Here is a 19,994-nt window from a genome sequence, read left to right on the forward strand (position 1 = left end):
CGGGCCCATGGGTCCCGGCCTGTTCCGTTACCGTCATAGCCCCGTTATTCGAGGTCATGCTGTAATTGCAGGCCCTCCCTGGGTTTGTGCCTCATGCCTAAGATCGCCTTTCGTTCCGTTCGTCTGCGAGGAGTGCTCCTTGCGCTGCTCCTGCTCGTCATCGCGGCAGTGACAGTGGCCGGGTGGCTGCTGCACTGGAACGATCAACTGAAGCTCTACTGGCAGGAGCAGTTCGTCGATGCCGAACAACGCGCGGCAAGCGTCTGGCTGCCCGACTATCGCCTGACACTGGAAACCGCGCTGGTCGGCCTGGAGGAAGACGAGACCTCCGGGCTGACCTGGAATCCGTCGACCGGCACGTTGTTCACCGTCACCGGGCAGAACCCTCAGCTGGTGGAATTCACCCCCGGCGGGGTTGTGCTCAGGCGCGTGCGACTGAACGGCTTCTCCGACCCCGAGGCGGTCGAAGCGCTGGACGACGGGCGTCTGGCCATCGTCGATGAGCGCCGTCGCCTGGTTGCGGTGTTCCGGCTCGCGCCAGGGGTGGACAGCCTCGACCTCGACGACCTGGCCCGCTACGACCTGGGCTTCGAAGGGGCGGGCAACAAGGGTTTCGAGGGCTTGGCCTGGAACCCGCGCACGCAGCGTCTGTTGCTGGCCAAGGAGCGCGACCCGCAAGGTTTGTTCGAGTTGCCCTTCCCTGGCGAGGACGGTGCGGCCGGCGCGCTCGAGGCCTTGCCCAGTCAGCCGCTGCTGGTGCGCGATATCTCATCAGTGGCCATCGACCCGCTGACCGGCCATACCCTGATGCTGTCCGACGAGTCGCGGCTGTTGGTCGAGCTGGACCTGCAGGGGAAGCCGCGCAGCTTCATCAGCCTGTTCGGTGGTCTCAACGGACTGGTGGAGGGTGTCGGTCAGGCCGAGGGCGTGGCGATCGATGGCGAGGGCAACATCTATGTGGTGGCTGAGCCCAACCGATTCTACGTCTTCAGCCGCACGCGATAACCCAATTGGAGCCCGGCCGGGGCGCGCCTCGTTAAGCCTCGGGTAAGCTTGTCTGCGCACAATCGCGCGTCTTTCTTGGGCTGACGGGCGATGGGATGCGTCTAACGGTAAAAATCTGTTTGGCGGCGTTGGCCGGCCTGCTCCTGTTGCTGGCGGTGGTTGTAGCCGTGCGTTACCAGTGGTTCGAGCGTGCCTGGTTCGATTTCCAGCAGTGGCATCAAGGCGGGGCGCAATCGGCGGCATCGTTGCGACTGCCGGATTACCGGGCGGTGATCCAGGCCAAGGCGATACGGGGTGTGGACAGGGACCTCTCGGCGTTGACCTACGACCCGGACCGCCGCAGCCTGATGGCGGTCACCAACAGCAATCCGCAGCTCCTCGAGCTGAGCCTCGAAGGCGATCTGCTGCGCGCGATACCGCTGCGTGGTTTTCGCGATCCGGAGGCGATCGCGTACATCTCGCCCGGGGTATACGTGGTCAGTGAGGAACGATCGCAGCGCTTGCTGCGCATCGTGGTGGATGAGCAGACCCGGCTGATCGATGCCGCGCAGCTGCAACAGCTGTCACTGGGGATCGGGCTGAACGGCAACAAAGGCTTCGAAGGGCTGGCCTATGACGCGGCAGGCAAACGCTTGTTCGTGGCGAAGGAGCGCGACCCGGGGCGTATCTACGAGATCGAGGGCTTTCCTTACCCCGACGAAGGCCGGCCATTGGCCGTCCACGTCAGCGAGAATCGCGAGCGCGACGACGATCTGTTCGTGCGCGATCTGTCGAGCCTGCAATACCACGAGCAGAGCGGCCATTTGTTGGCGCTGTCGGACGAGTCGCGCCTGGTGGTCGAACTGGACGTCAACGGCAAGCCGATCAGCGCCCTGCCGCTCAGTGCCGGTCGACACGGCCTGCGAAAGGACGTGCCCCAGGCCGAGGGCATCGCCCTGGGCGCGGACGGCACGCTTTACATCGTCAGCGAGCCGAACCTGTTCTACCTGTTTCGCAAGTGACCGGGTGGCTGGCGGCAGCCAGCCTCACCCGGATGCCCGATCACTCAGGCCGATGCGATGCTTTCATCGAGCAGCACGGCATCAGGGGCATGGCGGCGGACCGATTCGCAACCCTGCTCTGCGCTGCGCAGGCTGCTGTACATCTGGCTCTGGCCGATGATCTGGCCATTGCCGGCCTTGAGCACGAAGTAATGCTTGCCGTTGCTGGACCCCTTCATTTCGAAGGCGCCTTCGCGCAATGCATGCTTGCGCACCGAATCGATGCCGCTCAAGGCAGAGGCATGGGCCTTGTACCGCTCGCTGGACAATATGACCTGACCGTTGCTGGCCGTCAGGTTGAAATGAAACTGACCCGTGCCACTTTTTTTCAGCTGGAACTTGCCGGACATGACGACACCCTCCTGTTGGTGGTCTGTGCTAGCGAATGTTCTGCATCAACAAGCGTAGCCGCACCGGGAGGATGTCGCCGTTTCGTTTCAGCGTTTCAGCGTTTCAGCGTTTCAGCGTCTGCACACCGTCCTTGGTACCCAGCAACAGGATATCGGCCGGTCGAGCGGCAAACAGCCCGTTGGTGACCACGCCGACGATGTTGTTGATCTGCGCCTCGAGCTCGGGTGCAAAGCCGATCGACAGGTTATGCACGTCAAGAATGACGTTGCCGTTGTCGGTCACCACGCCGTCGCGGTAGACCGGATCGCCGCCCAGTTTGACCAGCTCGCGGGCCACGTGGCTGCGTGCCATCGGAATGACTTCCACCGGAAGCGGGAATGCGCCGAGGCGCTCGACCCGTTTGCTGCCGTCGGCAATGCAGATGAACGTCCTGGCCACCGCCGCGACAATCTTCTCGCGGGTCAGGGCCGCGCCGCCGCCCTTGATGAGTTCCAGGTGATCGTTGGCTTCGTCCGCGCCGTCGACGTAGAACTCCAGCTCCGGAACCGAGTTAAGGTCGTACACCGGGATGCCGTGGCCCTTGAGGCGTTCAGCCGTGGCGTCGGAGCTGGCGACGGCGCCATCGAAGAACCCCTTGTGCCTGGCCAGCAGGTCAATGAAGAAATTGGCGGTCGAACCGGTGCCGACCCCAACGATGCTGCGGTCGTTGAGCTGCGCAACGATGAGGTCGATGGCGGCCTGAGCTACGGCCTGCTTGAGTTGGTCCTGAGTCATGCGTTTAGGTCCGGGCGGAGAGGATCGAGGTGCGAAATTATACCGGGGCCGCGACGACGGGTGTTGCACGCTGAGCCGTACCGGTCTTGAGGGGCCGATTGCCGGTGGTCGACGGGTTTTACGCAAGGTAGACTCGATGGTCCCGCAAAGCCCGCCAAGATAGCCACGATGCTCGAACAGTACGTCAAGAAAATCCTCACCTCGCGCGTCTACGACGTTGCGGTGGAAACCCCCTTGCAGCCCGCGCGCCAGCTCTCCGAGCGGCTCGGCAACCAGATTCTGCTCAAGCGCGAAGATCTGCAGCCGGTGTTTTCATTCAAGATTCGCGGTGCGTACAACAAGCTGGCGCAGTTGTCGCCCGAAGAATTGGCTCGTGGCGTGGTCACGGCATCGGCCGGCAACCACGCGCAGGGGCTTGCGCTGGCTGCACGGGAGCTGGGCATCAAGGCGACCATCGTCATGCCGCGAACGACGCCGGAGCTGAAGGTTCAGGGCGTGCGTGCGCGGGGCGGCAAGGTCGTGCTGCAGGGCGATGCCTTTCCGGAGGCGCTGGCCTACTCGCTGAAACTGGTCGAGGAAAAGGGTTACGTCTATATCCATCCCTACGACGACCCGCACGTGATCGCCGGGCAGGGCACCGTGGCGATGGAAATCCTGCGTCAGCACCAGGGCCCGCTGGACGCGGTATTCGTACCGGTGGGCGGCGGCGGTCTGATTGCGGGGGTGGCCGCATACATCAAATACCTGCGCCCGGAAACCAAGGTCATCGGCGTCGAGCCGGACGACTCCAACTGCCTGCAGCAGGCCATGGCGGCCGGTGAACGCGTGGTGTTGCCGCAAGTCGGGCTGTTCGCAGATGGCGTGGCGGTCGCGCAGATCGGCCAGCACACCTTCGACATCTGCCGGCAGCATGTCGATGAAGTGATCACGGTCACTACCGATGAAATCTGCGCCGCGATCAAGGATATCTACGACGATACCCGCTCGATCACCGAGCCGGCCGGGGCGTTGGCGGTGGCGGGTATCAAGCGCTACGTCGAGCGCGACGGCGTGGCCAATCAGGTGCTGGTGGGCATCGACTCCGGCGCCAACGTCAACTTCGACCGCCTGCGCCATGTCGCCGAACGGGCCGAGCTGGGCGAGAGGCGGGAGGCGATCATCGCCGTGACGATCCCTGAGCAGCCCGGCAGTTTCAAGGCGTTCTGCGAGGCGATCGGCAAGCGCCAGATCACCGAATTCAATTACCGCTATCACCAGGACCGCGAGGCGCACATCTTCGTAGGTGTACAGACCCATCCGGAAAACGACCCGCGCCTGGCGCTCGTCGAAGGGCTGCGCGCCAAGGGCTTTCCGGTGCTCGACCTGACCGACAATGAACTGGCCAAGTTGCACACGCGTCACATGGTGGGCGGGCATGCGTCCGGGGTCAGCGACGAAGTCGTGTTTCGCTTCGAGTTTCCGGAGCGGCCGGGCGCACTGTTCAACTTTCTCAACAACCTGGGCGGGCGCTGGAACATCTCGATGTTTCATTACCGCAACCATGGCGCCGCCGATGGTCGTGTGGTCGCCGGGTTGCAGGTGCCGGCAGAGGAGCGTCATCTGCTGCCGGCGGCGCTGGACAAGATCGGCTATCGCTATTGGGACGAGACGGACAATCCGGCCTACCGGCTGTTTCTCGGTTGAGCCCGGGCCGGCTGCTGGCCGGCCCGGCGGGATCTGGCGGGGTATCGTCGTCCCGGTCACCCGGCGCTGCATGAGCGAACCTATCCAACGACAGGCCACGAGCGAGAAACAATGGAACACTATCAGCTGCTGAATATCGTCCATGCCGCACTGGCGATCCTTCTGACGCTCGGACTGATCGCGCACATCGCCATGCTCTGGAAAGCCTGGCGCCGCGCCGATGCCGCCGTGATGCAGCAGAAGCTGCGACGCACGCGGCTGTTTTCCCTGCCTCTGCTCGCCGTCCTGGCCTTGTCGCTGCCGCTGACGGGCTGGTGGCTGGCGCACCTGGCAGGCTTTGCACTGGGCCAGTTCTGGCTGCTGGCCAGTTCGGTACTGTTTCTGCTGCTGGTGCCCCTCGGCCTGTTGCTGGGCGGCCGCCTGCGGGCCTGGCAGGGCCTGGGTGAAACGCCGGCACCCGCGAAGTTGCCACGATTTGCGCTGGCCTACGCTGGGCTGATCGTGCTGATACTCATCGCGATCATGGGGTTGATGGGAGCCAAGCCGGTCTGATGCGCATCCTGCTGGTAGGCGCCAGCGGCTTCATCGGCCGGCATCTGCTGCGGGCGTTACATGGCGAGGGCCATGAACTGATCGCAACGTCGCGCTCGGGGCTCGGTGTCGAACATCCGGGGGTGCGCTGGCAATCGTTGGACCTCGCCAGCCTGACGGCTCGCCCCGAGTCGTTTGCCTGGCCGGACCCCGTCGATCTGTTGATCAACGCCAGCGGGCTGTTGAGCACCGATCCGCGGCGGCTCGCCGAGGTGCAGGACCGTGGCCTACGCGCGCTGTTCGATCGTGCCGCCCGCAGCGGCACGCGGGTGCTTCAGTTATCCGCGCTGGGCGCAGGGGTGCACGCCGATAGTCCGTTTCTGACGACCAAGGCGGCCGCCGACGATTACCTTCTTGCCCTGCGGATACCCGCTGTGGTGTTGCGGCCTTCGCTGGTGGTCGGACCGGGCGGGGCGAGTAGCGGCTGGCTGACGCGCCTGTCGCCGTGGCCGCTGATTCCACTGCTGGACACACAGGCCCGGACGCAGCCGCTGCACGTCGACGACGTCGTTGCAGCGGTGCTTGCGTTACTGCGCCACTGGCCGGCGACGCCCAGGGTAGTGCCGTTGGTGGGCCCCGAGCCGCTGACCTTGCCGCAACTGCTCGACCGTCTGCGTGCTGCTCAGGGCTGGGGCCCGGCGCGCTACGTCCGGATCCCGGCGGTGATTGCCGATCTTGGCGCGCGGCTCGGTGACCGCTGCGGCTGGCGGGCGCTCAACTCGCAGACCCGGTTACTGGCTCAGCGCGACAACCTGGCTTCGCCCGAGCCGATGAAAACGGCTTGTGGTTTCCTGGCCGCGCCGCTGGCGAGCCGGTTGGGCGACTGGCCTCGGCGGGAGCAGAGCGTGGCCATGGCGCTGCGCCCATTGCTGATCGCAGTGTTGGTGCTGATCTGGCTGGGCACGGCGGTGGTCTGTCTCGGGCCGGGCTACGATTGGGGCCTTCGGATTATGGGCGAATTGGGCGTGGAGGGCAGGCCTGCCGCCGTCGCCATCGTATCCGGCGCCCTGGCCGATGCGCTGCTGGGCGCAGGCCTGCTGGTGAAGCGCTGGCGCCGCCATGCGCTGCGTGCACAACTGGTGCTGATGCTCGGTTATATGCTGATCATCAGCCTATGGCTGCCGCATTACTGGTTCGATCCCTTTGCCGCGCTAGCCAAGAACCTCGTGCTGCTGGTAGCCACGCTGTGGCTGTTGTGGACGGAGCCAATGCCGGGGGATGGACGATGAGCCTGTATCTGCTGCTCAAGACGCTGCACATTCTGTCCTCCACCGTGCTGTTCGGCACGGGCCTGGGCTCGGCCTATTACAGCTGGCGCGCCTGGCGCAGCGGTCGGGTCGAGGTCATCGCGGCGACGTTCAGGCATCTGGTGTTCGCCGACTGGGCGTTCACCGCGACCACCGCTGTCATCCAGCCACTCAGCGGGCTGGCACTCGTGCACCTGGCCGGCTTCGATCTGCGCCAGCCCTGGCTGATGTGGAGCATGGGCCTCTATCTGCTGGCCGGCGCTTGCTGGTTGCCGGTGGTGTGGTTGCAGATTCGCGTGCACACACTCGCCGAGCAGGCGCTGCGTGACGGGACGCCGTTGCCCGCCGCGACCTATCGCTACATGCGCTGGTGGTTCGCCCTCGGCTGGCCTGCGTTCCTGGCCTTTGTGGTCATTTTCTATCTGATGGTCAGCAAGGGCGCCTAGCGCAAGCTGATGACGTCCCAACCGCGCTGTTGCGCGATCTCACGCAGGATCGGATCGGGATCGACCGCCACCGGGTGACTGACGCGCTCGAGTAGCGGCAGGTCATTGCGCGAATCGCTGTAGAAGTAGCTGTCTTCCAGGCTCTGCCCGGTCTCGTTCAGCCAACGCTCGATGCGCGTGACCTTGCCTTCCTGGAAGCAGGGCACGTCGGTCAAGCGGCCGGTATAACGACCGTCCAGCATTTCACACTCGGTGGCGAGCAGCGTGTCGACGCCCAGTCGCGCGGCAATCGGCCCGGTGATGAAGCGGTTGGTGGCGGTGATGATCACGACCCGGTCACCGGCCTCATGATGCTGGCGCACCAGCGCTTCGCCCTTGGCCAGTACGATGGGCTCGATGAAGTCACGCATGAACTCGCCATGCCATTGCCGCAGCTGCGCCATCTCGTTGCGGGCAAGCGGCTCCTGGCAGAAATTCTGGTAGGCCTCGACATCCAGCTCGCCGGCGAGATAGTCCTGATAGAAGGCATCGTTGCGAGCCTTGTAGTCCGCGCTGTCGACCAGGCCGCGCTGGCAGAGAAATTCGCCCCAGGCGTGGTCGCTGTCGCCGGCCAGCAGGGTGTTGTCGAGATCGAATAGAGCCAGGCGCACGCTGGATTCCTCGGTGCGATGAACGGAGGCGAAGCATAGCGGGATTCCCTGGCGCATGGCACCCTCGAGGCACGTCCGTTCGGTCCGCAAGCGGTTGATCAACGGCGGTTCAGCGCGCTTTCTGCTTTTCGCCTTTTTGTGGAACAATGCCGTGACATGCGTTTGCGAGGTTGTATGCCGTGATCGACTCCGATGGTTTTCGCCCTAACGTCGGCATCATCCTGACCAATGATGCCGGGCAGGTGCTATGGGCTCGGCGGATTAACCAGGATGCGTGGCAATTTCCGCAAGGTGGCATCAATCCGCGCGAGACGCCCGAAGAGGCGCTTTACCGCGAGCTCAACGAAGAGGTCGGCCTGGAGCAGCAGGATGTGAAAATCCTCGCCTGCACCCGTGGCTGGTTGCGTTATCGTCTGCCGCAACGCCTGGTGCGTACTCATAGCCAGCCGCTGTGCATCGGACAGAAGCAGAAGTGGTTTCTGCTGCGCCTGACCGGCGCCGAAGACCGGGTACGCATGGACCTCACCGGCAAACCCGAGTTCGACGGCTGGCGCTGGGTCAGCTACTGGTACCCGTTGGGGCAGGTGGTCACCTTCAAGCGCGAGGTTTACCGTCGCGCCTTAAAAGAACTCGCCCCGCGCCTGCTGGCGCGGGACTGACGGGAGAAAGCCCCTGAGCATGCTCGGCACGCTGCGCAAGATCGTCCAGGAAGTGAACGCCGCCAAGGACCTCAAGGCGGCGTTGGGCATTATCGTGCTGAGGGTCCGGGAGGCCATGGGCAGCCAGGTCTGCTCGGTTTACCTGCTGGACCCCGAATCCGGTCGCTTCGTCCTGATGGCCACCGAAGGCCTGAACAAGAAAGCCATCGGCAAGGTCAGCATGGCGCCCAACGAGGGCCTGGTCGGCCTGGTCGGCACCCGCGAGGAACCGCTCAACCTCGAACACGCCTCCGAGCACCCACGCTATCGCTACTTTGCCGAAACGGGCGAGGAACGCTACGCCTCGTTTCTGGGCGCACCGATCATCCACCACCGCCGGGTGATGGGCGTGCTGGTTATCCAGCAGAAGGAGCAGCGGCTGTTCGACGAGGGTGAAGAAGCCTTCCTGGTGACCATGAGCGCACAGCTCGCCGGCGTCATCGCCCATGCCGAGGCGACCGGCTCGATCCGCGGCCTCGGACGGCAGGGCAAGGGCATCCAGGAGACTCGCTTCATCGGCATTCCCGGCGCGCCCGGCGCAGCGGTGGGGACGGCGGTCGTGGTGCTGCCGCCGGCAGACTTGGACGTGGTGCCCGACAAGACGATCGATAACATTCCCGCCGAGCTCGAGTTGTTCGAGTCTGCGCTTGAGGCGGTGCGCGCGGACATGCGCGCGTTGTCCGAAAAGCTGGCGACGCAGATGCGCAAGGAAGAACGCGCGCTGTTCGACGTCTACCTGATGATGCTCGACGACTCTGCCCTGGGCGGTGAGGTGGCCAAGGTCATCCGCAGCGGCCAATGGGCGCAGGGTGCCTTGCGCCAGGTCGTGAGCGACCACGTCGGGCGCTTTGAAATGATGGACGACGCCTACCTGCGCGAGCGCGCCTCGGACGTCAAGGACATCGGCCGCCGCCTGCTCGGCTATCTGCAGCAGGCGCGCCAGCAGACACTGACCTATCCGGACAACACCATCCTGGTGAGCGAAGAGCTGTCGCCGTCCATGCTTGGCGAGGTGCCCGAAGGCAAGCTGGCGGGCATGGTTTCGGTGCTCGGCTCGAGCAACTCGCACGTGGCTATCCTGGCCCGCGCGATGGGCATCCCGACCGTGATGGGTGCCGTCGATCTACCGTATTCGAAGGTCGACGGCATCGAGCTGATCATCGACGGCACGCGTGGCGAAATCATTACCAACCCGGCCAAGGTGCTGCGCGAGCAGTACCTGGTGCTGGCCGAGCAGGAGCGCCAGCTCTCCGAAGGCCTGGATATCCTGCGCGAGCTGCCCTGCGAAACGACCGATGGCGTGCGCATCCCGCTGTGGGTCAACACCGGCCTGCTGGCCGACGTGGTGCGTGCCCAGGAGCGCGGCGCCGAAGGGGTTGGCCTGTATCGCACCGAAGTGCCCTTCATGATCAAGGAGCGCTTTCCCAGCGAAAAGGAGCAGATGGCGATCTATCGCGAACAGCTGCAGGCCTTTCATCCGCTGCCGGTCACCATGCGCAGCCTCGATATTGGCGGTGACAAGAGCCTGCCGTACTTTCCGATCAAGGAAGAGAACCCTTTCCTCGGTTGGCGCGGTATTCGCGTCACGCTCGATCACCCCGAGATATTCCTGCTGCAGACACGCGCCATGCTCAAGGCCAGCGCAGGGCTGAATAACCTGCGCATCCTGCTGCCGATGATTTCCGGCACGCGGGAGCTGGAAGAAGCGCTGCACCTGATCCACCGCGCGTGGGGCGAAGTCCGCGACGAAGGCACGGACGTCGAGATGCCGCCCGTGGGCGTGATGATCGAAGTACCGGCCGCGGTCTATCTGACCCGGGAGTTGGCGCGTCAGGTCGATTTCCTCTCGGTGGGTTCGAACGACCTGACCCAGTATCTGTTGGCGGTCGATCGCAACAATCCGCGCGTGGCCGATCTCTACGATTACCTGCACCCGGCCGTGCTCGAGGCGTTGCAACGTATCGTTCGCGAGGCGCACGACGAAGGCAAGCCGGTAAGCATATGCGGCGAAATGGCCGGCGATCCCGGCGCGGCCCTCCTGTTGCTGGCGATGGGCTTCGACAGTCTATCGATGAACGCCACCAACCTGCCGAAAGTGAAGTGGATGCTGCGTCAGATCAGCTCCGTCACCGCCCGCGAGCTGCTGGCCAAGGTTATGGTCATGGACAGCCCGCAGGTGATTCATGCCACGGTGCAACTGACCTTGCGCAACCTCGGCCTGGACCGGATGCTCAATCCGTCGGCGGCGCTCTAGACCTGTATCGGCCCGCGATCCTCGTCGAAGGGTGGCAGGCTGAGGCGGCGCTCGCCCAGCGGGCCAGCCGGGCCGAAACGGCGCTCGGTGAGTTCCGTCGATCCGTCCTCGCGACGGATCAGGACCGTGCTGGCACGGGTCCCGTAGTCAGTGCTGGCGATGAATACGCTGGACAGCTTCTTCTCCCACTCGTACGGCACGCCAGTGCAAGGTAGTTCGTCGTCCGCGGCGGTACGTGGGTCACCCAGCAACTCGAGCAGTGTTTCCGTCTCCGGTGCGCCCAGGCATTGCTGCAAGGCCGAGCGCGCCCGTACGAGTTTCGGCCATGGCGTATCCAGCGCCGCGTTGGACAGACCGTAAACGCCGGCCGGCAGGCGCTGCGGTGTGCCAGTGGCAGAGTGCAGATACCACATTTCATGCGCGTCTGCGGCCAGCAGGTTGAACCCCGAATAATGCTGAAGGTGCCCTGAAAGCTCTGTCAGGTAGGCCTGCGGAGAAAGCTCACCCCGCAAATAGCGTTCGGGCAGCTCACCTCGGGAACGAGCCCCCACGGGTCTCTCGGGGGCGCGGATATTGGTCAGCGCGGCGAAGCGGCCGGCCGGTCCTGCCCCCAACCATGTGCCGCCCGCCTGCAAGTCGCGCCCGGCGATGATCTGTGGTGCGTCTTCCCAGGCTGCCAGTGGCAGGCTGGGGCGCGCATGGAACTCATCGCGGTTGGCGGCAACAATCAGGGGCAGCGCATGGCTGGGGCGCCAAGCGAAGACGATCAGGCACATAGATGAGGTCGATGAAAACGGGAGACGCTTGAGGCTAGACGAAAAGGCCGCCGAGCCACAACCTGCAAATTCCCGTGCATGACGATGCGGGTCGGCCCTACGCTTGGCTCCAGCTTCCAGCTTCCAGCTTCCAGCTTCCAGCTTTTCCGCTACCATGCTGCTTTGTTTTCAAGGGTGGTCCGATGGAGTTCGCGCTTTACCTGCTGCTGGGTGGTTTCGCCGGGGTGCTGGCCGGACTGTTCGGTGTGGGCGGCGGAATGGTCATCGTCCCGGTGCTGGTATTCAGTTTCACCTTGCAGGGATTCGATCCGCAGGTGCTCACCCATCTGGCCGTTGGCACTTCATTGGCGACAATTGTATTTACCTCGCTGAATTCGATCAGGGCCCACCACCGCCGGGGCGCCGTGCTATGGACGGTGGTGCTGTGGATGACCGTCGGTATCCTGGTCGGTGCGGCGTTGGGCAGTCTCACCGCGGCGTCGATCCAGGGGCCGGTGTTGCAGAAGATCATCGGCGTGTTCGCCATTGCCATGGCGATCCAGATGGCCTTCTCGCTGCAGCCCAAGGCCAGCGGTGGCGTGCCTGGCAAGCCTGGACTCACCCTGGCGGGCGTCGTCGTCGGCTGGGCGTCGGCGATCTTCGGCATCGGCGGTGGCTCGCTGACAGTGCCTTTTCTCAGCTGGCGCAGTGTGCCCATTCAACAGGCGGTCGCGACGTCCGCAGCCTGTGGCTTGCCAATCGCCATCGTCGGTGCGTTGAGCTTCGCGGTGGTCGGCTGGCAGGATGCGCATCTGCCTGAGTGGAGCCTGGGGTTCGTTTACCTGCCGGCAGTGCTCGGCATCGCGATGACCAGCATGTTTTTAGCCCGCATCGGTGCGCAACTGGCGCATCGACTGTCCGCGCTGATGCTCCGGCGCCTGTTCGCACTGTTGCTGCTGAGCGTTGGTATCAATTTCTTGATCTGAGGAAACCCGGATGTTGCCTTACCCGCAGATAGACCCTGTGGCCGTTTCGCTTGGCCCGCTGCAGATCCACTGGTACGGCCTGATGTACCTGATCGGCATCGGTGGCGCCTGGTTCCTGGCCTCGCGCCGACTGCATCGATTCGATCCGAGCTGGAACAAGGACAAGTTGTCCGACCTGGTGTTCTGGGTTGCGATGGGTGTGATCGTCGGCGGGCGGCTGGGCTACGTGCTGTTCTATGACCTGGCGGCCTATCTCAACGATCCGACGCTTATTTTCCAGGTATGGAAGGGGGGCATGTCGTTCCACGGCGGCCTGATCGGCGTGCTGCTGTGCACCTGGATATTTGCCCGGCGCAACGGCAAGCGATTCTTCGAGCTGATGGATTTCATTGCGCCGTTCGTGCCCATCGGCCTGGGGGCCGGGCGCATTGGCAATTTCATCAACGCCGAGCTGTGGGGCAAGGCAACGGATGTGCCCTGGGCCATGGTGTTTCCCACCGATCCGCAGCAACTGGCGCGGCATCCCTCGCAGCTCTATCAGTTCGCGCTGGAAGGCGTGGCGCTGTTCGTCATCCTCTGGCTCTACTCCAGCAAGCCACGACCGACCATGGCGGTGTCCGGGCTGTTCGCCGTCTGCTACGGCATTTTCCGCTTCCTGGTCGAATTCGTGCGGGTGCCGGATGCTCAGCTCGGTTACCTGGCTTTCGGCTGGCTGACCATGGGACAGGTGCTCTGTGTGCCCATGGTGCTGATCGGTGTCGGCATGATCGCCTGGGGCTATCGCAGCGCGCCGGCGAAGGCGTCGGCCTGATCGGATCGCCCGGCTTCGTCGCAATCGCGAGACAAGTCGGGCGTCGGCTCTTACTATGCGCAGGTTCCTTTTCACCGCGCCTCGGCGCCCGCTTCGAGCCCCTCGATGAAACAGTATCTCGACCTCATGCGCCACGTGCGCGAGAACGGCACCTTCAAGAGCGACCGCACTGGCACCGGCACCTACAGCGTGTTTGGCCATCAGATGCGCTTCGACCTGGCCGACGGTTTCCCACTGGTCACGACCAAGAAATGCCACCTGAAATCCATCATCCATGAACTGCTGTGGTTTCTGCAGGGCGATACCAATATCCGCTACCTGCAGGAAAACGGCGTGCGCATCTGGGACGAGTGGGCCGATGAGAACGGCGAACTCGGGCCGGTGTATGGCTATCAATGGCGCAACTGGCCGGCACCCAACGGCGAATCGGTGGACCAGATCAGCAAGCTGGTCCAGATGATCAGGCAGAATCCCGACTCGCGCCGCCTGATCGTCTCGGCCTGGAACCCGGCGCTGGTCGATCAGATGGCGCTGCCGCCATGCCACGCGCTGTTTCAGTTCTACGTAGCCGAAGGCAAGCTCAGCTGCCAGTTGTACCAGCGCTCGGCCGATATCTTTCTCGGTGTGCCGTTCAACATCGCCAGCTATGCACTGCTGACGTTGATGGTCGCGCAGGTCTGCGACCTTCAACCGGGCGAATTCATCTGGAGCGGCGGCGACTGCCACCTGTACGCCAACCATTTGGAACAGGCCGATCTGCAACTGACGCGCGAGCCGCTGCCGCTGCCGACGATGAAGCTCAATCCCGCGGTCAAGGATCTGTTCGCCTTCCGTTTCGATGATTTCGAGCTGGTTGGCTACCAGGCGCATCCGCACATCAAGGCGCCCGTGGCGGTGTGAGGTTGGACTTTGGTCGGGTTCGCCCCGGTCGATCACCTGATTGTCACATTTGCCGTATAGACTCGACCGCTCAGGAGTTTCGAGGGTCGCGGCATGCGCAGGGTCGTGTTCAATCAGAAAGGGGGCGTCGGCAAGTCGAGCATCGCCTGTAACCTCGCCGCGGTGAGCGCGGCGCAGGGCTATCGCACGTTGCTGGTGGACCTCGATGCCCAGGCCAACTCCAGCCATTATCTTTCAGGCGTGGCGGGAGACGACCTGCCAACCGGCATCGCGGACTTCTTCAAGCAAGTGCTCGCGGGAGGCGCGGCCGGCAAGAAGGCGCGACCACCGATCAGCGAGACGCGCTTCGACAACCTGCATCTGGTCGGCGCAACCGCGGAACTGGCGGACCTGCAACCCAAGCTCGAGGCCAAGCACAAGATCAACAAGCTGCGAAAACTGCTCGACAATCTTTCCGAGGAATACGAGCGGATCTATATCGACACGCCTCCGGCGCTGAACTTCTTTACCCTGTCTGCATTGATCGCAGCGGATCGCTGCCTGATTCCCTTCGATTGCGACAGCTTTTCCCGTCAGGCGCTGTACAGCCTGCTCGCCGAGATCGAAGAGTTGCAGGAAGACCACAACCCGGCGTTGCTAGTCGAAGGGATCGTGGTCAATCAGTTCCAGCCGAGGGCGGCGCTACCGCAGCAGATCATCGACGAGTTGCTGGCCGAGGGCCTGCCGGTGTTGCCGGTGCACCTGATGAGTTCGGTGCGGATGCGTGAATCGCATCAGGTTTGCCTGCCACTGGTTCATTTCGATCCGAAACACAAGCTGACCCAGCAATTCGTCGCGCTGCACGAGCACCTCGAGAGCCGGGCCTGAACGGACGGTTCATTCCTCGCGGGCACGTTCGATCCTGCGGCCCAGGCGCGACGCGTAGAGTTCGCCGATGATGCCGCGGCGAAAGATCAGCACGCAGACCATGAAGATGATGCCGGTCACCAATGTAACCGGCAGTTCCGAGGTGGCGAAATAGTTGCCCAGCGTGGTCACCAGCGCCGCGCCGAACACCGGGCCCACCAGGGTTCCGATCCCGCCGAGCAACGTCATCAGCACGACCTCTCCAGACATCTGCCAACTGACGTCGGTCAGGGTGGCGAACTGAAATACCAGGGCTTTCAGCCCCCCCGCCAGCCCCGCGAGGGTCGCCGACATGACGAAGGCGCCGAGCTTGTAGCGCGACACCGTATAGCCCAGCGAAATGGCGCGGTTCTCGTTCTCGCGGATCGACTTGAGGATCATGCCGTAGGGCGAGTTGATGATCCGCCAGATCGCCAGCATGCCGAGCAGGAACACGGTCAGCACGAAGAAATACATGTTCAGCGGCTCTGACAGGTCGATCAGGCCGAACAGGTGACCGCGCGGAATACCCTGGATGCCGTCCTCGCCATGCGTGAACGGAGCCTGAAGGCAGAAAAAGAAGAACATCTGCGACAGCGCCAACGTGATCATCGTCGAGTAGATGCCCTGCCTGCGTATCGCCAGGAAACCGATCACCAGGCCCAGGAACGCGGCCCCGACCACGCCCACCAGAATGCCCAGTTCTGGCGTCAGGCCCCATTCCTTGACAGCGTGCGCGGTGAAATAGGCGGCGCCGCCGAAGAATGCCGCGTGCCCGAACGAGAGGATGCCGGTGTAACCCAGCAGCAGGTTGAAGGCGCAGGCGAACAGGGCGAAGCACATGATCTTCATCAGGAACACGGGATAGAAATACAGCGGCGCCAGGACCAGCCCGATGATTCCCAGCGCGATCAGGACGGTCTCCGGGTTCCAGTGCTTTCGCTTTGCGGCGCGAATTGCGGTCGTTTGCTGCATGTCAGCCATCCCTTCCCATCAAGCCCGCGGGCCGCACGAGCAGCACGATTGCCATGACCACGAAGATCACGATATTGGACGCCTCGGGGTAGAACACCTTGGTCAGTCCTTCGAGAATGCCGAGCATGTAGCCGGTGACGATGGCACCCAGGATCGAGCCCATGCCACCGACCACCACCACGGCGAACACCACGATGATGAGGTTCGAGCCCATCAGCGGGCTGACCTGGTAGATCGGTGCCGCGAGAATCCCTGCCAGTCCGGCCAGGCCCGCGCCCAGCCCGTAGGTGAAGGTCAGCAGCAGCGGCACATTGATGCCGAAGGTGCGAACCAGCGTTGGGTTTTCGGTAGCGGCTCGCAGGTAGGAACCGAGTTTGGTCTTTTCGATCAGCAGCCAGGTGCCCAGGCAAATCAACAGCGACGCCAGCACGACCCAGGCACGGTACTTGGGCAGGAACATGAACCCGAGGTTGTAGCCGCCCGACAGCAGACTCGGCACCGCATAGGGCTGCCCGGACGAGCCGTAGTAGTAACGAAAGGCGCCTTCCAGCGCGAGGGCCAGGCCAAAGGTAAACAGCAGGCCATAAAGGTGATCGAGGTTGTACAGCCGTGACAGCGCCAGCCGTTCCACGGCCGCACCGGCCAGACCGACGATCAACGGTGCCAGGATCAGCGCCGGCCAGTAGCCGATGCCGAGTACCGCCAGCAGCAGGTAGCCGGCGAACGCGCCCATCATGTACTGCGCGCCGTGGGCGAAGTTGATGACTTTGAGCAGGCCGAAAATGATCGCCAGGCCGAGACTGAGCATGGCATAGAAGGAGCCGTTGATCAGTCCGATCAGCAGCTGCCCGAGGAACGCCTGAATGGGTACGCCGAAGATCTCCGTCATCAGACCCCCAGGGTTTCGTTGAGTATCGTCATGCGGCCCTGAAGCTCGCTGACGTGGAAGTTATCGACGATCCGGCCGTGGTCGACCAGGTAGAAACGGTCGGCGACCTTGCTGGCAAAGCGGAAATTCTGCTCTACCAGCAGGATGGTCATGCCGCGCTGCTTGAGCGTCAGCAGCACGTCACCGATGCGCTGGACGATCACCGGGGCCAGGCCCTCGGTTGGTTCGTCGAGCAACAATAGCTTGGTGCCGGTGCGCAGAATCCTGGCGATCGCCAGCATCTGCTGTTCGCCGCCCGAAAGCTTGGTCCCGGCGCTGTTTCGGCGCTCCTTGAGGTTGGGGAACAGCGTGTAGATTTCCTCGCTGGACATGCCACCCTTGGCGATGATCGGCGGCAGATTGAGGTTTTCATCCACCGTCAGCGTAGCGAAGATCCCGCGTTCTTCTGGCACGAAGCCCATCCCGGTGTGCGCGGCCCGGTGCAGCGGTACGCGCATCATGTCGTGACCATCGAAGCGGATCGTTCCGGTTCGTTTGCGGATGATGCCCATGATCGAGCGCAGCGCCGTGGTCTTGCCTACGCCGTTGCGGCCGAGCAGCGTTACGGTCTCGCCCTGGTGTACGTCCAGGTCGATGCCATGGAGCGCATGGCTTTCGCCGTACCAGGCATTCAGCTCGCGAACGCTCAATAACGGGGTCGCGTCATTCATCTTCCGTCCCCATGTAGGCTTCGCGGACACGTGCGTCCTGGCTCACGCTGCGGTAATCCCCGGAGGTGAGTATTTCTCCGCGCTGCAGCACGGTGACCTGATCGCAGAGGTCGGCGACGACTTTGAGGTTGTGCTCGACCATCAGCACCGCTCGGTCGCGTGCAACCTCACGAATCAGGTCGGACACGATGTGCACGTCCTCGTGGCCCATGCCGGCCATCGGCTCGTCGAGCAGCAATACCTTGGGTTCCAGCGCCAGCGTGGTGGCGATTTCCAGTACCCGTTTGCGACCATAGGAAAGGTCCGCCGCCGGGCTGTTGCATGCGTCCTGCAGGCCAACCGACTCGATCAGCGCCATGGCGCGCTCGTTCAGCCGATTCAGTGAGCGCAGCGGCAGCCAGAACTGGGTCGCCAATCCGCCGGGGCGTTGCAGGGCCACACGGACGTTCTCCAGCACGCTCAGGTGCGGAAACACCGCCGATATCTGAAACGAGCGCACCAGCCCCATGCGCGCCACCTTGGCGGGGTCGGTGCGGGTGATGTCATGGTCGAGTAGCCTGATGGTGCCGCTCGAAGGCTGCAGGAACTTGGTCAACAGGTTGAACACCGTCGTCTTGCCGGCGCCGTTGGGCCCGATCAGTGCGTGGACCCGTGCGTGGTGGACGTCCAGATCGACGTTGTTCACCGCCACGAAGCCACCGAAATCACGCCGCAGTCCGCGTGCCGACAGCACGACGCGCGGTTGTTCGTCGGTGCCCGGGGTCGCCGCGGCTTCCCCGGCTGTGCCGCCGTTGCTGAGCCCCATGCTTATGGCTTGACCAGGTCGCAGCCGCTTTCGGCTGGATCGATATACGCCTCGTCGCCTGGAACCGTGGCGAGGACCTTGTAGTAGTCCCAGGGCTCCTGGCTTTCGTCGGGCTTTTTCACCTCCATCAGATAGACGTCGCTGATCAAGCGACCGTTGGCGCCAACCTTGGCGTTGCGTGCAAACAGGTCCTCCACCGGCATCTCGTGCATGGCCTTGGCGACGGCTTCGGTTTCATCGGTACCGGCCTTGTCGATCGCCTTGAGGTACTGCAGCACACCGGAATAGGTGCCGGCGTGAACCATGTTCGGCATCCGACCGGTGCGTTCGAAGAAACGCTTGCCGAACTCTCGGGACTGATCGTCGCGGTCCCAGTAGAAGCTTTCGGTAAGGGTCAGCCCCTGTGCGGCTTCGAGGCCCAGCCCGTGGACTTCGGAAAGGGTGAACAGCAATGCTGCCAGACGCTGACCGCTGGCGACGATGCCGAACTCCGCGGCCTGCTTGATGGCGTTGGCGGTATCCAGCCCGGCGTTGGCCAGGCCAATGACTTCGGCGCCGGACGACTGTGCCTGCAGCAGGAACGAGGAGTAATCGTTGGTCGCCAGCGGGTGCCGGACAGAGCCCTTGATCTCGCCACCCTTGGCTTTGACGAAGGCACTGGTCTGCTCCTCCAGCGAATACCCGAAGGCGTAGTCGGCGGTGAGGAAGTACCAGCTGTCACCCCCCTGGGATACCAGTGCGCCGCCGGTTCCGACGGCCAGTGCATGAGTGTCGTAGGCCCAATGGAACCCATACGGCGAGCACTGCTTGCCGGTCAGCTCGGCCGTTGCCGCGCCGGTGACCAGGTTGATCTTCTTCTTTTCGCGGGAGATGCCCTGGACGGCGAGGGCCACGGATGACGTGGTCAGTTCCATGATCGAGTCGACCTGTTCGCGGTCGTACCATTGGCGGGCGACGTTGGAGGCGATATCGGGCTTGTTCTGATGGTCGGCGGTCACGATTTCGATCGGAGCGCCCTGTACCGTGCCGCCGAAATCCTCGGCGGCCATCTTCGCTGCTTCGTACGACCATTTTCCGCCGAAGTCCGCGTAGACGCCGGACTGGTCGTTGAGAATGCCGATTTTCACCTTGCCATCGGATATCTCGGCAGCCGACGCGGGAAGCGCGACAGCCGCGCTCACAGTGGCCGTTGCAATTGCCAGAAGCTTCATCATCGCCTATCTCCTTGCAGGGGTTGACCGCTTACAGGACGGCCCTGGCGGGCTGCCACGACTGGACGGTTCGGTGGGTAACTGGCTGCGACACGGCGCGCCTGTCTCGCGGCAGGGTGGTGAAGCACCCTTGGCGTGTCGATCAAAAAAATCAGGGCTGCGGCAGCAATGGCGCTTGCGCCGCAGGTGCGGTCTGGCGCCCTGGCGGGGCGCGGATAGTCGGTGGGTGCTGGGGCTGTCATTCGGCCTGGCATACGACTCTTCTAATTATTGTTAGAACTTAAACGTAGCAGGGCTTTGGCCAGACGCAACTGATCGATTCGCACGA

21 protein-coding genes are annotated in these 19,994 nt (G+C 63.5%); 12 read left to right on the top strand and 9 right to left on the bottom strand.

Annotated features, from left to right (window positions below):
* Positions 1 to 93: 93 nt before the first annotated feature.
* Positions 94 to 1,005: an SdiA-regulated domain-containing protein gene (locus GQA94_RS05110; RefSeq protein ID WP_158187063.1), complete on the top strand. Its 912-nt coding sequence runs from the start codon at positions 94 to 96 to the stop codon at positions 1,003 to 1,005.
* Between the two features lie 95 nt (positions 1,006 to 1,100).
* A complete protein-coding gene (locus GQA94_RS05115; protein ID WP_158187064.1) occupies positions 1,101 to 2,006 on the top strand; it encodes an SdiA-regulated domain-containing protein in 906 nt (301 codons plus the stop codon).
* 44 nt (positions 2,007 to 2,050) lie between these two features.
* Here GQA94_RS05115 and GQA94_RS05120 read toward each other — a convergent pair whose 3' ends face one another.
* Both GQA94_RS05120 and rpiA read right to left on the bottom strand, forming a co-directional pair.
* Positions 2,051 to 2,395, bottom strand: a complete 345-nt coding sequence (locus GQA94_RS05120) for a YegP family protein (RefSeq protein ID WP_158187065.1) — start codon at positions 2,393 to 2,395, stop codon at positions 2,051 to 2,053.
* A gap of 103 nt (positions 2,396 to 2,498) precedes the next feature.
* A complete protein-coding gene (gene rpiA / locus GQA94_RS05125; protein WP_158187066.1) occupies positions 2,499 to 3,170 on the bottom strand; it encodes a ribose-5-phosphate isomerase RpiA in 672 nt (223 codons plus the stop codon).
* A 168-nt stretch (positions 3,171 to 3,338) separates the two neighbouring features.
* Between rpiA and ilvA the strand changes: the two genes are divergently transcribed.
* From ilvA to GQA94_RS05145, 4 genes are all read left to right on the top strand, one after another.
* Entirely contained in the window at positions 3,339 to 4,853 is a 1,515-nt protein-coding gene (gene ilvA, locus GQA94_RS05130; protein WP_158187067.1) for a threonine ammonia-lyase, biosynthetic, read from the top strand.
* A 111-nt stretch (positions 4,854 to 4,964) separates the two neighbouring features.
* Positions 4,965 to 5,405 carry a DUF2269 family protein gene (locus GQA94_RS05135; protein ID WP_158187068.1) on the top strand — a complete coding sequence of 147 codons (441 nt, stop codon included), beginning with the start codon at positions 4,965 to 4,967 and terminating at the stop codon, positions 5,403 to 5,405.
* Entirely contained in the window at positions 5,405 to 6,673 is a 1,269-nt protein-coding gene (locus GQA94_RS05140) for an SDR family oxidoreductase (protein ID WP_158187069.1), read from the top strand. Before GQA94_RS05135 ends, GQA94_RS05140 begins: the two co-directional genes overlap by 1 nt.
* On the top strand, positions 6,670 to 7,137 hold the full coding sequence (locus GQA94_RS05145) for a DUF2269 family protein (RefSeq protein ID WP_158187070.1): 468 nt from the start codon (positions 6,670 to 6,672) through the stop codon (positions 7,135 to 7,137). The genes GQA94_RS05140 and GQA94_RS05145 overlap by 4 nt, the downstream gene beginning before the upstream one ends.
* On the opposite strand, the gene GQA94_RS05150 is transcribed toward GQA94_RS05145, so the two are convergent.
* The gene (locus GQA94_RS05150; protein ID WP_158190032.1) at positions 7,134 to 7,787 is read right to left on the bottom strand and encodes an HAD family hydrolase; all 654 of its coding nucleotides are present in this window, start codon (positions 7,785 to 7,787) and stop codon (positions 7,134 to 7,136) included. The genes GQA94_RS05145 and GQA94_RS05150 overlap by 4 nt on opposite strands.
* Positions 7,788 to 7,966: 179 nt before the next feature.
* On the opposite strand from GQA94_RS05150, the gene GQA94_RS05155 reads away from it, so the two are divergent.
* Entirely contained in the window at positions 7,967 to 8,446 is a 480-nt protein-coding gene (locus GQA94_RS05155; protein ID WP_031310843.1) for an RNA pyrophosphohydrolase, read from the top strand.
* Positions 8,447 to 8,465: 19 nt separating this feature from the next.
* Positions 8,466 to 10,739, top strand: a complete 2,274-nt coding sequence (gene ptsP, locus GQA94_RS05160) for a phosphoenolpyruvate--protein phosphotransferase (protein ID WP_158187071.1) — start codon at positions 8,466 to 8,468, stop codon at positions 10,737 to 10,739.
* Here ptsP and GQA94_RS05165 read toward each other — a convergent pair.
* The gene (locus GQA94_RS05165) at positions 10,736 to 11,515 is read right to left on the bottom strand and encodes an NRDE family protein (protein ID WP_158187072.1); all 780 of its coding nucleotides are present in this window, start codon (positions 11,513 to 11,515) and stop codon (positions 10,736 to 10,738) included. The genes ptsP and GQA94_RS05165 overlap by 4 nt on opposite strands.
* 182 nt (positions 11,516 to 11,697) lie before the next feature.
* Here GQA94_RS05165 and GQA94_RS05170 point away from each other — a divergent pair, with 182 nt between their 5' ends.
* The 4 genes from GQA94_RS05170 to GQA94_RS05185 all read left to right on the top strand — a co-directional run bounded on the left by GQA94_RS05170 (position 11,698) and on the right by GQA94_RS05185 (position 15,058).
* Positions 11,698 to 12,480: a sulfite exporter TauE/SafE family protein gene (locus GQA94_RS05170; RefSeq protein WP_158187073.1), complete on the top strand. Its 783-nt coding sequence runs from the start codon at positions 11,698 to 11,700 to the stop codon at positions 12,478 to 12,480.
* A gap of 10 nt (positions 12,481 to 12,490) precedes the next feature.
* On the top strand, positions 12,491 to 13,291 hold the full coding sequence (gene lgt / locus GQA94_RS05175) for a prolipoprotein diacylglyceryl transferase (RefSeq protein ID WP_158187074.1): 801 nt from the start codon (positions 12,491 to 12,493) through the stop codon (positions 13,289 to 13,291).
* A 105-nt stretch (positions 13,292 to 13,396) separates the two neighbouring features.
* A complete protein-coding gene (locus tag GQA94_RS05180) occupies positions 13,397 to 14,191 on the top strand; it encodes a thymidylate synthase (RefSeq protein WP_158187075.1) in 795 nt (264 codons plus the stop codon).
* A 93-nt stretch (positions 14,192 to 14,284) separates the two neighbouring features.
* The gene (locus tag GQA94_RS05185) at positions 14,285 to 15,058 is read left to right on the top strand and encodes a ParA family protein (RefSeq protein WP_158187076.1); all 774 of its coding nucleotides are present in this window, start codon (positions 14,285 to 14,287) and stop codon (positions 15,056 to 15,058) included.
* A 9-nt stretch (positions 15,059 to 15,067) separates the two neighbouring features.
* On the opposite strand, the gene GQA94_RS05190 is transcribed toward GQA94_RS05185, so the two are convergent.
* The 5 genes from GQA94_RS05190 to GQA94_RS05210 are packed head-to-tail and all read right to left on the bottom strand — an operon-like array spanning position 15,068 to position 19,666.
* A complete protein-coding gene (locus GQA94_RS05190; RefSeq protein ID WP_158187077.1) occupies positions 15,068 to 16,051 on the bottom strand; it encodes a branched-chain amino acid ABC transporter permease in 984 nt (327 codons plus the stop codon).
* A 1-nt stretch (position 16,052) separates the two neighbouring features.
* A complete protein-coding gene (locus GQA94_RS05195) occupies positions 16,053 to 16,940 on the bottom strand; it encodes a branched-chain amino acid ABC transporter permease (RefSeq protein ID WP_158187078.1) in 888 nt (295 codons plus the stop codon).
* Positions 16,940 to 17,650 carry an ABC transporter ATP-binding protein gene (locus GQA94_RS05200; RefSeq protein ID WP_158187079.1) on the bottom strand — a complete coding sequence of 237 codons (711 nt, stop codon included), beginning with the start codon at positions 17,648 to 17,650 and terminating at the stop codon, positions 16,940 to 16,942. The genes GQA94_RS05195 and GQA94_RS05200 overlap by 1 nt, the downstream gene beginning before the upstream one ends.
* Positions 17,643 to 18,455, bottom strand: coding sequence for an ABC transporter ATP-binding protein (locus tag GQA94_RS05205; RefSeq protein ID WP_233270218.1), 813 nt, complete (start codon positions 18,453 to 18,455; stop codon positions 17,643 to 17,645). The genes GQA94_RS05200 and GQA94_RS05205 overlap by 8 nt, the downstream gene beginning before the upstream one ends.
* 2 nt (positions 18,456 to 18,457) lie before the next feature.
* Positions 18,458 to 19,666, bottom strand: a complete 1,209-nt coding sequence (locus GQA94_RS05210; protein WP_158190034.1) for an ABC transporter substrate-binding protein — start codon at positions 19,664 to 19,666, stop codon at positions 18,458 to 18,460.
* Positions 19,667 to 19,994: the final 328 nt, after the last annotated feature.

Source organism: Stutzerimonas stutzeri (assembly GCF_009789555.1).
In the GTDB taxonomy this organism is placed as follows: domain Bacteria; phylum Pseudomonadota; class Gammaproteobacteria; order Pseudomonadales; family Pseudomonadaceae; genus Stutzerimonas; species Stutzerimonas stutzeri_R.

Bases quoted from the DNA above. Each gene is read 5' to 3' on its own strand.
- GQA94_RS05115 (WP_158187064.1), top strand. From the start codon at position 1,101: ATGCGTCTAACGGTAAAAATCTGTTTGGCGGCGTTGGCCGGCCTGCTC.
- GQA94_RS05120 (WP_158187065.1), bottom strand. From the start codon at position 2,395: ATGTCCGGCAAGTTCCAGCTGAAAAAAAGTGGCACGGGTCAGTTTCAT.
- GQA94_RS05110 (WP_158187063.1), top strand. From the start codon at position 94: ATGCCTAAGATCGCCTTTCGTTCCGTTCGTCTGCGAGGAGTGCTCCTT.
- GQA94_RS05210 (WP_158190034.1), bottom strand. From the start codon at position 19,666: ATGAAGCTTCTGGCAATTGCAACGGCCACTGTGAGCGCGGCTGTCGCG.
- GQA94_RS05135 (WP_158187068.1), top strand. From the start codon at position 4,965: ATGGAACACTATCAGCTGCTGAATATCGTCCATGCCGCACTGGCGATC.
- GQA94_RS05195 (WP_158187078.1), bottom strand. From the start codon at position 16,940: ATGACGGAGATCTTCGGCGTACCCATTCAGGCGTTCCTCGGGCAGCTG.
- GQA94_RS05170 (WP_158187073.1), top strand. From the start codon at position 11,698: ATGGAGTTCGCGCTTTACCTGCTGCTGGGTGGTTTCGCCGGGGTGCTG.
- ilvA (WP_158187067.1), top strand. From the start codon at position 3,339: ATGCTCGAACAGTACGTCAAGAAAATCCTCACCTCGCGCGTCTACGAC.
- GQA94_RS05180 (WP_158187075.1), top strand. From the start codon at position 13,397: ATGAAACAGTATCTCGACCTCATGCGCCACGTGCGCGAGAACGGCACC.
- rpiA (WP_158187066.1), bottom strand. From the start codon at position 3,170: ATGACTCAGGACCAACTCAAGCAGGCCGTAGCTCAGGCCGCCATCGAC.
- GQA94_RS05140 (WP_158187069.1), top strand. From the start codon at position 5,405: ATGCGCATCCTGCTGGTAGGCGCCAGCGGCTTCATCGGCCGGCATCTG.
- ptsP (WP_158187071.1), top strand. From the start codon at position 8,466: ATGCTCGGCACGCTGCGCAAGATCGTCCAGGAAGTGAACGCCGCCAAG.
- lgt (WP_158187074.1), top strand. From the start codon at position 12,491: ATGTTGCCTTACCCGCAGATAGACCCTGTGGCCGTTTCGCTTGGCCCG.
- GQA94_RS05205 (WP_233270218.1), bottom strand. From the start codon at position 18,455: ATGGGGCTCAGCAACGGCGGCACAGCCGGGGAAGCCGCGGCGACCCCG.
- GQA94_RS05165 (WP_158187072.1), bottom strand. From the start codon at position 11,515: ATGTGCCTGATCGTCTTCGCTTGGCGCCCCAGCCATGCGCTGCCCCTG.
- GQA94_RS05190 (WP_158187077.1), bottom strand. From the start codon at position 16,051: ATGCAGCAAACGACCGCAATTCGCGCCGCAAAGCGAAAGCACTGGAAC.
- GQA94_RS05185 (WP_158187076.1), top strand. From the start codon at position 14,285: ATGCGCAGGGTCGTGTTCAATCAGAAAGGGGGCGTCGGCAAGTCGAGC.
- GQA94_RS05200 (WP_158187079.1), bottom strand. From the start codon at position 17,650: ATGAATGACGCGACCCCGTTATTGAGCGTTCGCGAGCTGAATGCCTGG.
- GQA94_RS05145 (WP_158187070.1), top strand. From the start codon at position 6,670: ATGAGCCTGTATCTGCTGCTCAAGACGCTGCACATTCTGTCCTCCACC.